14 protein-coding genes and 1 pseudogene are annotated in these 13,533 nt (G+C 54.1%); 12 read left to right on the top strand and 3 right to left on the bottom strand.

Translation table 11 applies throughout. The features are described 5' to 3' along the window. The first annotated feature begins 1 nt into the window (after position 1). Both D888_RS22825 and D888_RS22820 read left to right on the top strand, forming a co-directional pair. Positions 2 to 250 carry a thioredoxin domain-containing protein gene (locus D888_RS22825; protein WP_020674966.1) on the top strand — a complete coding sequence of 83 codons (249 nt, stop codon included), beginning with the start codon at positions 2 to 4 and terminating at the stop codon, positions 248 to 250. 12 nt (positions 251 to 262) lie between these two features. Next, positions 263 to 652, top strand: a pseudogene (locus D888_RS22820) (redoxin domain-containing protein); the annotation flags it as partial. A gap of 88 nt (positions 653 to 740) precedes the next feature. Here the strand turns inward: D888_RS22820 and D888_RS0102595 are convergent. Next, positions 741 to 1,139, bottom strand: coding sequence for an acyl-CoA thioesterase (locus D888_RS0102595; protein ID WP_020674964.1), 399 nt, complete (start codon positions 1,137 to 1,139; stop codon positions 741 to 743). Positions 1,140 to 1,345: 206 nt separating this feature from the next. Here D888_RS0102595 and D888_RS0102590 point away from each other — a divergent pair, with 206 nt between their 5' ends. The 8 genes from D888_RS0102590 to D888_RS0102555 all read left to right on the top strand — a co-directional run bounded on the left by D888_RS0102590 (position 1,346) and on the right by D888_RS0102555 (position 8,482). Next, a complete protein-coding gene (locus tag D888_RS0102590) occupies positions 1,346 to 2,086 on the top strand; it encodes a DUF1847 domain-containing protein (RefSeq protein ID WP_020674963.1) in 741 nt (246 codons plus the stop codon). A gap of 151 nt (positions 2,087 to 2,237) precedes the next feature. Beyond that, positions 2,238 to 2,726 carry an RrF2 family transcriptional regulator gene (locus D888_RS0102585; RefSeq protein ID WP_020674962.1) on the top strand — a complete coding sequence of 163 codons (489 nt, stop codon included), beginning with the start codon at positions 2,238 to 2,240 and terminating at the stop codon, positions 2,724 to 2,726. Positions 2,727 to 2,739: 13 nt separating this feature from the next. Beyond that, positions 2,740 to 3,558: an ATP-dependent sacrificial sulfur transferase LarE gene (gene larE / locus D888_RS0102580; RefSeq protein ID WP_020674961.1), complete on the top strand. Its 819-nt coding sequence runs from the start codon at positions 2,740 to 2,742 to the stop codon at positions 3,556 to 3,558. A gap of 102 nt (positions 3,559 to 3,660) precedes the next feature. Beyond that, complete coding sequence (locus D888_RS0102575) at positions 3,661 to 4,083, top strand: hypothetical protein (protein ID WP_020674960.1); 423 nt, start codon at positions 3,661 to 3,663, stop codon at positions 4,081 to 4,083. Beyond that, the gene (locus tag D888_RS20495; RefSeq protein WP_020674959.1) at positions 4,083 to 4,577 is read left to right on the top strand and encodes a thermonuclease family protein; all 495 of its coding nucleotides are present in this window, start codon (positions 4,083 to 4,085) and stop codon (positions 4,575 to 4,577) included. The genes D888_RS0102575 and D888_RS20495 overlap by 1 nt, the downstream gene beginning before the upstream one ends. A gap of 105 nt (positions 4,578 to 4,682) precedes the next feature. Further along, positions 4,683 to 5,798, top strand: a complete 1,116-nt coding sequence (locus tag D888_RS0102565; RefSeq protein ID WP_020674958.1) for a mechanosensitive ion channel family protein — start codon at positions 4,683 to 4,685, stop codon at positions 5,796 to 5,798. Positions 5,799 to 6,009: 211 nt separating this feature from the next. Next, positions 6,010 to 7,167 carry a diguanylate cyclase domain-containing protein gene (locus D888_RS22815; RefSeq protein WP_020674957.1) on the top strand — a complete coding sequence of 386 codons (1,158 nt, stop codon included), beginning with the start codon at positions 6,010 to 6,012 and terminating at the stop codon, positions 7,165 to 7,167. A gap of 187 nt (positions 7,168 to 7,354) precedes the next feature. Further along, entirely contained in the window at positions 7,355 to 8,482 is a 1,128-nt protein-coding gene (locus tag D888_RS0102555; protein ID WP_020674956.1) for a DUF362 domain-containing protein, read from the top strand. Between the two features lie 88 nt (positions 8,483 to 8,570). Here the strand turns inward: D888_RS0102555 and D888_RS0102550 are convergent, their stop codons facing one another. Beyond that, entirely contained in the window at positions 8,571 to 9,770 is a 1,200-nt protein-coding gene (locus tag D888_RS0102550; protein ID WP_020674955.1) for a cytochrome c biogenesis ResB family protein, read from the bottom strand. Positions 9,771 to 10,049: 279 nt separating this feature from the next. Between D888_RS0102550 and D888_RS0102545 the strand changes: the two genes are divergently transcribed. Then, positions 10,050 to 10,829 carry a hypothetical protein gene (locus tag D888_RS0102545; RefSeq protein ID WP_020674954.1) on the top strand — a complete coding sequence of 260 codons (780 nt, stop codon included), beginning with the start codon at positions 10,050 to 10,052 and terminating at the stop codon, positions 10,827 to 10,829. A 108-nt stretch (positions 10,830 to 10,937) separates the two neighbouring features. Here D888_RS0102545 and D888_RS0102535 read toward each other — a convergent pair whose 3' ends face one another. Continuing rightward, the gene (locus D888_RS0102535) at positions 10,938 to 11,972 is read right to left on the bottom strand and encodes a carboxypeptidase-like regulatory domain-containing protein (RefSeq protein WP_020674953.1); all 1,035 of its coding nucleotides are present in this window, start codon (positions 11,970 to 11,972) and stop codon (positions 10,938 to 10,940) included. Positions 11,973 to 12,158: 186 nt separating this feature from the next. On the opposite strand from D888_RS0102535, the gene D888_RS0102530 reads away from it, so the two are divergent. Continuing rightward, the gene (locus D888_RS0102530; protein ID WP_020674952.1) at positions 12,159 to 13,493 is read left to right on the top strand and encodes a tetratricopeptide repeat protein; all 1,335 of its coding nucleotides are present in this window, start codon (positions 12,159 to 12,161) and stop codon (positions 13,491 to 13,493) included. Positions 13,494 to 13,533 lie beyond the last annotated feature (40 nt).

The following is a 13,533-nucleotide window of genomic DNA, read 5'->3' as shown; positions in this document are numbered from 1 at the left end:
AATGAGTTTGAACGCCCTGCTGTCATCCATGAGCCAGTCATCTGCAGCCAAAATGGATCCGGCAATTCTCAAAATCATGAAGGAATCCCGCCAGCAACTTGAAGACTCGGGCCTGCACCAACAAGCCCTGGGGGCCGGGGAGAAGCTGACCGACTTCGTCCTGCGCGACGCCAGCAAAAATGAATTTTCAAGCCGTGAGGCATTAAAAAAAGGGCCGCTCCTCCTCAGCTGGTATCGCGGCATCTGGTGACCGTACTGCAACGCGGAGCTGGAAGCTCTGCAAAAGATTCTGCCCGAAATCAAAAAAACCGGTACGACCCTGGCCGCTATCTCCCCCATGCAGCAGAAATATGCCGGAAACCTCACCACCAAGCTCGGGTTAACCTTCCCCTTGCTCCTTGATCCCGACAACCTTCTGGCCAAGCAATTCCGCATGGTTTTCAAGCTACCCGCTGCGATGAAAGATGTCTATCTGGGATTAGGCATTGATCTGGAGCGCTTTAACGGTAACAGTCACTGGGAGTTGCCGCTGCCAGGCCGATTTATCATTGATCGCGACGGGACCGTAGTCGATGCGGCACTCCACCCGGATCACACCAGACGGCCCGAACCCGAAGACACGCTGGAGATCCTTAAAAAGCTGAGTGCTTAAGCCACAGTCAGCCAGGATCAATGAAAAAGGCAACGCCTCCTCAACCGGAGGACGTTGCCTTTTTCATTGAACGCACATCAGGAGAGCGCTAGCCGAGCGACAATTCAAGCTCCGACGGCAGAAAAGGCCGGTTCCGCTCATTAATTGCGGTCCCGATGATCAGACCATCCAGCATGACAACGCCATCACCTTCCCGAACTATCTGCTGGCGAAAGGCGAACCGCAGTTTTGAGATCCGCTCCATTTGGGTCAAGACCACGAAACTGTCACCACTTACCAGAGGGCGGCGATAGTCAAGTTCGGCCCGTACCACCACCAGATTGATCCGCCGCCTGGCGAGTTCAGCGAAATCGAGCCCGAGAGTTTTCAGAAACTCGTGGCGGCTATGCTCAAGATAATGTTGATAGACGGCATTATTCACCACCCCCTGCAGATCGCATTCATAGTCGCGAACTTCGAACAATTGACGATGCGGCACTTTATTCATGTGGAATCTCCGGTCAGGAATTCTCGAATATTGCAGACTTCACCAGAAATACGCGCAAGCGTCAAGCCTCCCGGCATCTTGACCAAACTGCTCCCGATGACATATATCCATATATGAATTATAAAGAATGGTGGTGGACAGGCCATTTTTTCACTGCTAATCTGGCCGAGTAACCAGACCGCAAACAGAGAATGGAGAGCCCAGTAATGTCGAACAAAATACCGGCGACTGCCTGCACAAAATGTAACCCTTTGTGGCAAAAACAGGGTGAGACCAATTGCTGGAGCGAACCAGGGGAAGGTCCTGGCCAACCGGCGCACTGTCCGACAACTCTGTATTCAGACATTGTCGACGCGACCTTGCCCTTGTATTCCGCTGAGAGTGAAGATGCAAAGCTGGCGCGCGTGGCGGCGCAGGTCGAAGGACTGTGTTATCAACCGGTTCCAGGGAGTGACGCGGTTAATGCCCGCTGGACGCGGGTGGAAGATACGATCGCCCTGGCCAAACTGATGGGCTACCACAAAATCGGCATTGCGACCTGTATCGGGCTGCTGGATGAAAGTTCACGACTGGCCGACATTCTGACAGCCCAGGGGTTAGAGCCAATCTCGGTCTGCTGCAAAGCCGGCAGCCTCGACAAACTGAAACTGGGGCTCAATGAAAATGAAAAGGTCCGCCCCGGCACCTTCGAACCGGCCTGCAACCCGATTGCGCAGGCTCAGGTTCTGAATGAGCAACAAACGGATATGAACCTGATCGTCGGGCTCTGTGTCGGGCACGACATGCTCTTTGCAAAGTATTCAAAAGCTCCGGTGTCAACCCTGGTCGCCAAGGACCGCGTGACCGGACATAATCCGGCAGCAGTTCTTTATGGGCAAAATTTTTATTACAAACGCCTGCAAAAGCAGCAGGTCATCAATCCCGAAGCGCTCCCGCAGACGGACTGAAAAATGATAACCCTATACCCCGGTGCTGCGCAGTAACAATCTATCGCCATACGGGCTGGCTTTATCCCGTATTTGCCCGGGGAATATTCTTGACACTACTGATCGGCTTTCTCTATAGTTTTGGGACAAGGATATTCATGGAGGTAAAATAATGAAGCTCTCGACCAAAAGCCGCTACGGCGTCCGCGCCATGTTCGACATGGCCTATCATACCGGCACCCTGCCGGCACAAATCAAAGACATCTCACGGCGCCAGAACATCTCACCGCGCTACCTCGAACAAATCTTTCAGGATCTGAAAAAAGCCGGACTCCTGAACAGCCGGCGCGGTCCTCAGGGCGGCTACAGTCTGGCTCGTCCGGCGGAGGAGATCACGGTCAAGGATATCGTGCTGGCCGCCGAAGGGGAATTGCAACTGGTCAATTGCGTCAAAGGGTTACGCAAAACGTCAGGGAACGAAGAAGAGTGTGAGGGGGCCTGTCAGTTCGACAATCGCTGTGTCACTCAGGATATCTGGAGCAATGCCAGTAAAATTCTTGGCGACTACTTTGAGACCCTGTCCCTGAAGTCGCTGTGCGATCAGGCTAAAGAGATGGGACTCGAAAAAGAACTCGATCACCGCTTTATGTACTTCATCTGAACACGGACGTTTAATGTCACTTCAAAAAAAGATGCTCCACCTGCAGGCTATTCTGCGTGAAATGCACCAGGTTGTAATTGCCTTCTCCGGTGGGGTCGACTCGACCTTTCTGCTCAAGGTCGCCTGCGACACCCTGGGCCCCGAAAATCTGGTGGCGCTTACGGCAACCTCACCAACCTATCCCGAATTCGAATATCAGCAGGCTTGTGAACTCGCACGCGAAATCGGGGTCGAGCAGATTGTGATCGAGAGCAACGAACTCGAGATTCCCGGGTTTGCCGACAATCCACCACGGCGTTGCTATCACTGCAAATTCGAGCTCTTCAGTCTTTGCCTCGAGCAGGCCAAAGCGCGCGGGTTCACAACCGTACTGGATGGCTCCAACCTCGATGATCTCGGTGACTATCGACCCGGCCGCGATGCCGTCGAGGAATTGCAGGTGCGCTCACCTTTGCTTGAGGCCAAACTCACCAAAGCGGATATTCGTGAGTTGAGTCGCCAGCTTGGCCTTAAGACCTGGGATAAGCAGGCGTTTGCCTGTCTCTCGTCACGCTTCCCCTACGGGACAAAAATTACCGTTGAGCGACTGCGTCAAATCGATCAGTGCGAAACTTTTCTGCGCGAAAATAAATTTAAAAACTACCGGGTCCGCTATCATAATGAAATCGCGCGGGTCGAAGTCGCCCCCGAGGAACTCGGCCGGATGCTCGACGTTGAACTGCGCGAACGGCTGGTTGATTGCTTCAAACAGGCAGGCTTCACCTTCGTCACCCTTGACCTTCAAGGCTATCGCACCGGCAGCATGAACGCCACTCTGCCAAAGAATTCATGAGTAGGGATCAAGGGTGAGGAAATAGATCAACCAGGAACTTGAACCTACCCCTCACTCCTTACTCTTTACGCCTCACTTGCTTCCCCCCTGACCGGAGGTCCCATGCAGAAAAACAGCACCCTGCTCGCCGTCTGCTTTGTCAGTGGCCTGCTCGGCGGCCTGATGTGCAGTCTCTTCCTCTGGATGATCGGAAACTGGGGGATCCTCTCGTTACTCAATGTCCAGATGGCGCCGGAGTTGACCGCGCGCTGGCTTTATCCGCGGCTTGTCTGGGGTGGGCTCTGGGCTATCCCCTATTTTTTCAGCGTCAGCCTGTCCCGGGCCCGGCGGCACTGGGTCAGAAAAGGTCTTTACTTCAGCCTGCTGCCAACCCTCTACATGCTCTTTATCGTGTTCCCCTCTCACCTTGGCAAAGGCCAGGCCGGGCTTGAGCTCGGAATGCTGACACCAGCGGTAGTGATCGTGACCAATCTGGTCTGGGGATTTTCTACCGGGGTCTTCACCCGTATTTTCTGGGGTCGTTGATGACCCGCTGGCTCAGCCTGCTGCTGTTCTGCCTCCTCTGCAGTACAAGTGCTCTTGCCGAAACCTACCGGGGGAACGTCAGTTGGATCTATGACGGCGACACCATCAAGGTCGAAGGGATCGGTAAAATTCGACTCATCGGCATTGACACCCCCGAAAAAACTGACTCCCCACGGGATGATTACTATTTGCGTCAGGGACGGCTGAAGCGAGAGACGCTGCGTCAGATCGGCCATAAAGCCTTTGAATTCAACATGCATGAAGTCCGAAACCGCAGGGTCAAACTTGAGTTTGACCACCAGAGAACCGATACCTATGGCCGCACCCTGGCTTACGTTTTTCTGCCGGATGGTCGCCTGCTCAATCAGGTTTTACTTAACAAGGGGTTGGCCGCAGTCTACCGCCGTTTCGACTTTGTACGTAAAGCCGATTTTCTGCGCGCCGAACAATCCGCCCGTGACCGGCACCTGGGATTGTGGCAAAATTCGAAGTGAGGCGTGAGGCGTGAGGCGTGAGGCGAAAAATATCGAGTTCAGACCAAACCACAACCTTTCTTTTTTAAAATTCAAAATGAACTTAAATCGTTAAGGGACTAAAACGTGGAGTCATTGACCAAATTCAGCCATTTACTGGACCAGAGTTTCGCCGGCATCAGCTTCGGGCGCATGCTGCTGGCCGGCAGCGTGCTCTTTTTTGCCCTGCTGTTGCGCAACCTCTTCTCTCAACTGCTGGCGCGATTTCTGGTTTCCATTACACGCCGGACGGCAGGTGAGATGGACGACATGCTGGTGGAACAGCTCAAACAACCGACCAGCTTTCTGGTTTTGATCGGTGGGCTCTGGCTGACGACCTCAGTGCTTGCCTTGCCTACAGAACCAGTCAACCTGGCGGCGGGGGCCTATGAGTTGCTCCGCCTGCTGTTTATTATCAATATCGGCTGGTTTCTCTTCAACCTGATCGGCCTGCTGGATATGTGGCTCGGGCATTTAACCAAAAAGACCGAGTCGACCCTGGATGACCACCTGCTCCCCTTCATTCGCAAAGGCTTACGCTGCTTTATTGTCGTCATGATGTGTCTGATGTTGGCCCAGACCCTCGGATACCCCATTTCCGGGGTACTGGCCTCCCTGGGGATTGGCGGCCTGGCCGTCGCCCTGGCCGCCAAGGACAGCATCTCCAATATCTTCGGCTCACTGATGATCATTCTCGATCGCCCCTTTCAGATCGGCGACTGGGTCAAGGCCGGAGATGTCGAAGGGACAGTTGAAGAGATCGGTTTCCGTTCGACCCGGATCCGCACCTTTGCCAAAACGCTGGTCACCATCCCCAACAGCATTCTGACCAATCTGGCCATCGATAACTTCAGCCGCATGCCGAAACGCCGCATCAAGCTGTCAATCGGTGTCAGCTATGCCACCACCCCGGATCAAATGCGCGCTGCAGTCGAAAACATTCGCGGCCTTCTGCGCCAACATGCCGCAGTTGATCAGGATTTTTCGCTGGTCAACTTCACCGATTTCGGTTCCTCAAGTCTCGATATCCTGGTCTATTGTTTCACGCGCACCACGGTCTGGGGCGAATACCTTGCCGCGCGCCAGGATATTTGTCTGCAGATCATGGATATTCTCGAAACGATGGGGCTGGAAATTGCTTTCCCCAGCCGCACGCTTTATCTGCGTTCCCAAAAAGCATCGACTGCGGCACCAGCCTCTTGAAAAGCTTCATAAGACTTCGTTATTTAAAGAACCCTAAGTGCCTATTATTACGTAGTTTATGGCAATAAATTTGCATCTGCCACTAATTCTAATGAGAGCCGCAGGCAATTCAATGCTCCAACACCCAAATAACGTCATACGGCGTTCTTTGTCGGCTATTTCAAGCCTCAGCAGCGTTACAAGTCACTGCTGACAGAATTCTAGAGGTCAAATGCAGATGAACAATTTTGCCATGCAAACTGGTATTCAGCACCTTTTCTATGACTTCAATGAAGACGATGACAGAATCTACAAAGCGATTGAGTCTCTCGCCAAGAAACACGGCGATCGTGTCTACAGCGCAGCCCTCTCTTATCTGTTCGGCAAAAACTTCACCATCAAACAAGCCGGGCACTATTGGCGCGAAGCGACCGCATCCATCAATCAAACAAGCGGCCCAAACCAATCATTCCGAGCCACACTGCTCAACTACCTGCGCCAAAAAACCACCGAACTGACCAACCCGCTCATCATCGAATCGCGTGATCTCGAAGCCATCCGGCTCGCGGCGGTAACTGATGGTTTGACCCAGCTTTACAACCAGAGCTATTTCAAGCAGCAGCTGCAACAGTCCATAGACCTCGCCAACCAGCAGGCGGGACAAACTTTCAGTATCCTGTTCTTTGACCTTGATCATTTTAAACAGTTCAATGATCGCTGCGGCCATCTGCAGGGAGACCAGGTCTTACGCCAGATCGGCAAGATTCTTCGTCAGCATACGGGCGAACTCGATCTACCGACGCGTTACGGCGGGGAAGAATTTGCGATTCTGCTCCCTGATTGCAATCTGGAAAACGCCCTGCAACTGGCGGAGACGATCCGTGAAAGCATCGCGCGCGAATCCTTCTCCGGCCAGGACCGTCTCGACACCTGCAACCTCACCATCAGTGGTGGCGTGGCCAACTATCCGCAACATGGCACCAACGTTGGAGAATTGATCGAAGCTGCAGATCGTTATCTTTATGAAGCCAAAGGAACCCGTAACGCCATTTTGCCGCGCCTCGAGGAGGCACGTGTTGCCAATCGTCACCAGTTCAACAACATTGTTGAATTTAAACTTGCCGGACAGGACCGCTTCACCCCGGCCCTTTCATCCGATATCAGTCATACCGGGCTCTCCCTCAAATGTGACTGTTCACCCGCCATCGGCACCCGCGTTGAACTTTTTTTCCGCCACCCCTTCTGGCCACGAAACCTTGAAACAATCGGCCAGATCCGCTACGTCGGCCACAACTCGGAGGCCTGTACCTATCGCCTGGGAATTCAATTTGAGAACCCGCAGGACAACTTCTGCAGCATGCTGCGCCCCGAATCGCTGGACAGAAATTAACTCTCCCGCTATCCCCATAAACTTTGATCAGGCCCGAATGCCTTTTGTGTGCATCACCGCAAGCAAAATGCTTTTCACTTACCAGCCCGATCTCCTGCCATCCCACTCCGCAAAAAAAAGACCCTCGACATAGAGTGCAAGCCTGCCTATTCTGTCAGGGTCAACTTCAACAAATGGGAGAAACCTGATGTCAGAAACTGTATGGATGGCCGATTTTCGTGCTGGAAATCGAGAGAACATGTTCACTAAACTTGAACGACTTCTTCAGCACGCCGGTCTCCCCAGGATCATCGGCAACGACGACCTCAGCGCCATCAAGATCCATTTCGGTGAGAAAGGCGGACATGCCTACATCCGCCCGGTTTTTATCCGGAAAATTGTTGAAGCGGTGCGTACGCTGGGTGGCAAACCCTTTTTGACTGACAGCTGCACCCTCTATCCGGGTGAGCGCAAAGAGGCAGTCTCTGCCCTCAGTTGCGGGATTGAAAACGGCTTCGCCTATGCGGTGGTCGGTGCACCGCTGATTATCTGTGACGGCTTGCGCGGTCATTCTTCACGCCGGGTCGCGATTGCCGGTGAACTCTTGACCAGCGCCGACATCGGGGTTGAAATACTGGAAGCCGACAACCTGATCGCCGTCAGCCATTTCAAATGCCATGAGCTGACCGGCTTCGGCGGTACGATCAAAAACCTGGCCATGGGATGTTCGAGCCGTGAAGGGAAACTGGAGCAGCATTCAACGGTCGCGCCGGTGGTCAACGTGAAGGGTTGCACCCAGTGTGGTGCCTGCCTGCCGGGTTGCGCCCATGGCGCGATTGAAATCAAAAGCGACGCCGCGCTGATCGACGTGGAGCGCTGCACCGGTTGTGGCCGCTGCATCAGCCTCTGCCCGAGCAAGGCGATTCACATTCAGTGGAACGAGGAATCCAGCAAGGTCATGCGCAAAATGGCCGAATACGCCATGGGCGCCCTGCAGGGTAAAGCGGGAAAAGCCCTCTTCGTCAATTTTATCACCCAGGTCAGCCCCTCCTGCGACTGCTATGGCCATTCGGATGCAGCCATCGTCCCCGACATCGGCATTCTCGCCTCAACTGACCCGGTCGCACTTGACCAGGCCTGTGCTGATCTCGTCAACCAGGCCCAGGGCTTAAGCCAAACGGCCCTCGCAACCGGGCACGAACCGGGCGGCGATAAATTCCGCGGTGTTCACCCGCATATCGACTGGGAAGTCACCCTGGAACATGGTGAAAAGATCGGCCTGGGGACGCGCCAGTACGAGCTGAAGAGGTTGGAACCGAAGGGGAAGAGCTGGTGAAAGGTGAGGGGTGAGAGGTGAGAAAATCCTCCCTGAAACTCCCCCAGGGTGGCGGCCCCGGGGGTTGTGCTTTGCTTCTGATAGGGCTCTACGCATCGAGCCGACGCGCAATTTCGGCCAGCTGTTCCTGCCCCAGTTCGCCGCGAAAGCCATGCAGCGGCAGCAGATAAAAGTCATCCTCATAACGGCGAATACCTACAGCGCGATACGGAATGATGAACGCCGCAGCCAAACCCAGAAGCAGTAATACCGATGCAATCCAGACAATCATCTCACCCGGATCTTTCGACAGCTGAAACCCGGTGGCCCAGTTCCCCGATTTATCACGTGAGTAAGCGGTCTGATAAATTGAAACCCCTCGCCAGGTCAGGGGCTCATTGACACGGATTGTTCCCTGCTTGACCACCTTGCCCTTTTCAAGGATGGTCATATCGCTCTCCATCTGTTTCAGAATCGGATCGCGAAACTGCACATTTCTGGCTTCAACCCCGGGGTTTTTCAAATCACCAAATCGTTCATCACCTGGAAACACCAGATAATCCCCGACAAAATTGCCGTTCCGAAAAATCCCCAGGGTCAGAATTTTTTCATCGGGATTGAAATGCCTGGCCTGGACCCGCAGCTTTCTATCGGCCAGATCAATCGACTCACCTTCAAGCAGGGTAAAGGTGCCGAGCTTCGTCCCTTTGTCCGCGTCAACCAGGTCAAAACGGAGAGTTATGGGATAATACTCGAGGGCGAAACGATCGACGCGCAAAGTAAAACCGAGGGGCTTCTCCTTCTGAAGATTCCAGTCAAAGTAGCTACGGTTCTCGTCATGAAGATAGGTGTTAATCGTTCCGACAAACCCCCTCTGCCCAAGAATGGCACCGAACATGATCGCCAGCAGGCTGCAATGAACCAGGGTTGAGCCCCAGCGTCCGGCACGACCACGCCGGCCCCAGATCCGGTTGCCGATCTGTTCACCCCGAAAACCGAGGGAGGTCAAAGCGACCAGAAGCGGATCGATTGATGATGTCTGCAACCGAAGCGCCGATTCGGGTAATTGCGCCAGCTGCGCATAAAAACGTGGGCGGTCACGCAGATTACGATTGATGGTGCGGATGGTACAGACCAGCAGATTCAGGGCCAGTAAAAACAGGAGGGAACGAAACCAGGCGGTCTGATAAAAAACTTCATAGCGCCCCATCTCGGGCTTTATCACCGTCGCCGGGATCGCCACCACCGCCATCCCCAAAAGCAGGGAAATCGTCAATTTGACAGAGCTGAAAAAACGCCAAAAAATCACAATAAACCGCCTTATTTATTTTTCGCTTGTTCCGACGTATTCACCGCCGGTAAACGAAATCTTTAGTCCCTGTATTCCTGAATCCGCCAACACCGTCGAACGGTTAAGCCTGGGATCCAAACCGAAATTAAACGCGTAAATCTAGCAGAAGAATAGCCGCTGGTCACCCTCTTAAGGACCCGCGAACCGTATTTTTACTGGTATGACTGGCGGAAAAACCCTACAATGCCGAACCGAACAACGCACCTCGCAAAGACCATTCCCCAATGGAGAACGACCATGAAACCCCTCGTCGCCCTGCTTTTTCTGCTGAGTCTTGTCGCCTGCCAATCACAAAACAATGACGATCTCCCGGCGACGAAAACCATTTCTCCCCCCGCAGCGCAAGCAGTGCCGGCCAAAACGGACGAACCACCCACCCGGGCAACGACGCAGGAAACCACAAAGCTCACGCCAGAGGTTAAAAACACCGACAGCAAGCAGCAGGACCCGCCGCGACCACCCCTCTTTGAAAATTTCCAGGGCGCCCCACAGCTCTCTCTCTTTCCCCGAACCGGTGCCTATCGTCCTGAAGACAATGACACCGAGGGGATGCAATACTGGCGAACCTTTATCGAGCACCTGCTCAGGACATCCGGGCCAACCAAAGCTAAAGGAGCGACCGACGGCAATATTTCGTTCGGGTTTAGAGGGATCAAAGGAATTGACTCCGTCGGTTTTTTCTCCCCGATCGCCGTTCAACCGACCACCCGCTATGAAATCCGCACCACCTTCAGCTGCGACCTGACCGCCGGGGCAACTGCCGGGATCGGCATCCTTGAATTCAACAAATTTCTGTGGGTTGGGGAACAGTATCCCGAATCACTGATTAAAGAGTCACAGGTCGGCGCCCAGGTAGGTGTCCGCCTCAAGGGCAAGGTCGAAAAACAGCTCCAGACCTTCAGCTTCACCACCGGCCCCAAGACCGCCATGATCCACTTGATTTTCTTCCGTGAGGGCAAACCCGACCGGAATACGGTCACGATTGATGACATCAGTATCAAAGAGGCCGCGCACTAAAGGGGTGAGCAAAATGCCTGGCGACCAGGCCGCCGTCCACCAGCAAAAAAGGGGCCGCATGTTCAGGATAATGTTCGCGATACCTGACCCTGCTTAAAGTATGGGCGCTTACCACATCTCCTCAACCAGCAGATTGATCCCCTCCAGCGCCTGCCCATTCCTGATCCGGATGGAGCTGTCCTGACTTCCGGTGTAACGGCCATAGAGCTCACCCGGCGCCGGTGCGCCGCCCAGTTTGTTGCGCGCGGCCAGAAAGTACGTCCCGCCCTTGGGGAAGCTCAACACATATTCGCCCTTGGATGTCGAGGGCTGCGACACATAGAGCGGTCGATTCAACATGGTCGCGTCGGGATAGAGCAGCACCCTCACCCCGGCGACCGGTGTACCCACGGCATTTTGAACGCGCCCGCGGATGCTCGTTGTGCCGAACAGGTGATCTGCCTGCTGCTTAACCTTCTGTGGCACCTCAACCAGGTCGATACCGAGACTCAAAACCTGCGTATCCTTGATCGTCACCGGATTCCCGGCATAGTAACCAAAATAATCGCCGGCACTCAATGGGCCGGTCATCCCGCCACTCTGCCGCTTACGCGCTACGATATAATAGGTTCCGCTCCCCAGAGAAAGCTCAGTCACCCCGTCAGCATCACTCGGCAGACTCATGCCGAAGCCCATCCCCTTCAACTGGCTATTCAAATCGGGATAAACCATCAGCACCACCCCCGCAACAGGCTTTCCTTCGGTGGTGGTTTTGACCACGACCCCCGGCAGGGAATCCGCTGGTTTTTCGGCCCTGGGGGGATTGCGCAGGGGGAGCGCAATCCGCAGATCGTCAACGCCTTTGCCGGCCACATTGACCGGATTCCGTCCATAAAACCCGAAATACTGATCATTCTGCGCCAGAAAATAGTACTCCCCCGATGGCAGTTCCAGCTGAAACATGCCGGCCTTATCGGATGGCGCCGACTGGAAGGGTGGAGTATCACCAAAACTGACCGTCGCCAATGGCCAGGCAGAGACAACTACCCCGGCAATGCCTTCCCCAGAAACCGCTACCTTTCCCGCGACTGGAATCAGCCCCGCCTGGGCCAGGCTTGCCGACAACAAAATCCCCAAACAGCAAAATCCAAATTTTTTTAGCATGAGGTATCCCTGTTCAGTTAAGATAAAAGAGTGCCGATTCTAGCACAGCCATTCCGGTGAGAACCATGGAGCCTGCTCATATTTCAATGATTCCCATAGCACCTGAAATGCTTACTGGTTTAGAATGAAGCCGCGCTACATCTCGCGGGCAGCTTCAAGGCCTTTCCCCTGACGAAAGCGATAATCATGCCGATTGTGGTTCTTATGTTGCTGGCAGCCCTGCTCGCTGGCAGTCCATCCCAGGCGGCCACTAACAGCCCGGGACATGTTGCGCCCCTCGGATCGCATCCGACATCTCAGGTGATGCGGCAGAGCATAGACCCTGTGCGCCTTGAGCTCCCCTCTCAGGCACCGCAGATCTGGCGTTCATATCAACAGGAGAAACCGGCGCTGGTGCTCTTTTCCGAACACCCTTTTTTAGAACCCATTCCGCCAGAACTCCATCAAAGTGTCGCCAAACTCATCAACCAGGGGAGTGCCGCTGAGTTCAGGCTGCACGACAGCCTGCAACGAGCCGAACCCCTTCTGCTCCCCAGTCAAACCCTGACCGCGGCCCTGGACCAGCACCTGTTCTCTGAGGTCGTCTGGTATTTCCCCGCCCAGGGGAAGCTGGCAGATTTCAAGGCGGAGAATTTTCGTAAACTGATGTCCAAGGCCGGATTTTTAACCTCTGCTGAAGCTGAAAAACTTCATCTGGTCGATGAAGGAATTCTTGTCGGGGAGGTCAGGCATACCCCCTTGCGGATTATGCATCCCCTCGCGGCACTACCGGCGATTAAACATCCGGTCATCCTGCATGTAGATCTCGGTTATTTCCGGGGCCTGTTCAAAAACGAGATCAGCACGCCTGTCTACGACCTGCTGCAAGAGACCGTTCAGCTCTTGCGCGATTCCGAATGGCAGTGTCTGGCGGTGACCCTCTCCTACTCCAACGAGGGTGGTAACTATGCCCTCGCCACCCGGTTTCTCATCTCAGATCTGGCCCGACTGCTGAAACAGCCAGCACTGCTTGATGGCAAAATGCCCGAAAGCTGGATAAACCGCAAAAATGCAATGTTCAGTCAGAATTTTTTTCAGGAGAAGAATGCCAAAGAGCTGATTCAAAAGAATGCCGACAGCGCCCCCGAGGATCCAACGGTTCAGTATGATCTTTATCAGTTGTTGATTCAATCCGGGAAGAACCAGGCCGCTTTTGCCCAGCTCGACAAAGTCGTCAAGCTGGACCCAGGGTACGCTGAAGAATATCTGGCGCTGGCGGAAACCGGACTTAAAAATAAGTGGGACAAACAAACCCTGACCTTGCTCGACAAAGCGATGGCCGCCATTCCGCAAGACCCCCTGATCCCCTTACAGAAAGCCGAGTTGTTGCTGAAATTAAAACGTCCGGCCGAAGCCATGAAGATCTACACGGACCTGGCGAAACGCACCTGGTCAGCAGTGTATTATCCTGAGATGGCCAACCATCTGCGGCAAAAAGCGGCCAGCCTGACAGAATCAGCGACAAACAGTTCGGCTAAGTAAGAGTAACGCCTGACGTTTCATGCTGAACGAAAAAGAAGGT

Source organism: Geopsychrobacter electrodiphilus DSM 16401, from assembly GCF_000384395.1.
Taxonomy (GTDB): domain Bacteria; phylum Desulfobacterota; class Desulfuromonadia; order Desulfuromonadales; family Geopsychrobacteraceae; genus Geopsychrobacter; species Geopsychrobacter electrodiphilus.
Note: the sequence above shows the minus strand (reverse complement) of the source record. Positions and strands in the feature narration are given on the sequence as shown.

Coding starts and splice junctions, on each gene's coding strand:
- D888_RS0102530 (WP_020674952.1), top strand. CDS start 12,159: ATGCCGATTGTGGTTCTTATGTTGCTGGCAGCCCTGCTCGCTGGCAGT.
- D888_RS0102590 (WP_020674963.1), top strand. CDS start 1,346: ATGTCGAACAAAATACCGGCGACTGCCTGCACAAAATGTAACCCTTTG.
- D888_RS0102575 (WP_020674960.1), top strand. CDS start 3,661: ATGCAGAAAAACAGCACCCTGCTCGCCGTCTGCTTTGTCAGTGGCCTG.
- D888_RS22825 (WP_020674966.1), top strand. CDS start 2: ATGAGTTTGAACGCCCTGCTGTCATCCATGAGCCAGTCATCTGCAGCC.
- D888_RS22815 (WP_020674957.1), top strand. CDS start 6,010: ATGCAGATGAACAATTTTGCCATGCAAACTGGTATTCAGCACCTTTTC.
- D888_RS0102555 (WP_020674956.1), top strand. CDS start 7,355: ATGTCAGAAACTGTATGGATGGCCGATTTTCGTGCTGGAAATCGAGAG.
- D888_RS0102595 (WP_020674964.1), bottom strand. CDS start 1,139: ATGAATAAAGTGCCGCATCGTCAATTGTTCGAAGTTCGCGACTATGAA.
- D888_RS0102585 (WP_020674962.1), top strand. CDS start 2,238: ATGAAGCTCTCGACCAAAAGCCGCTACGGCGTCCGCGCCATGTTCGAC.
- D888_RS0102545 (WP_020674954.1), top strand. CDS start 10,050: ATGAAACCCCTCGTCGCCCTGCTTTTTCTGCTGAGTCTTGTCGCCTGC.
- D888_RS20495 (WP_020674959.1), top strand. CDS start 4,083: ATGACCCGCTGGCTCAGCCTGCTGCTGTTCTGCCTCCTCTGCAGTACA.
- D888_RS0102535 (WP_020674953.1), bottom strand. CDS start 11,972: ATGCTAAAAAAATTTGGATTTTGCTGTTTGGGGATTTTGTTGTCGGCA.
- larE (WP_020674961.1), top strand. CDS start 2,740: ATGTCACTTCAAAAAAAGATGCTCCACCTGCAGGCTATTCTGCGTGAA.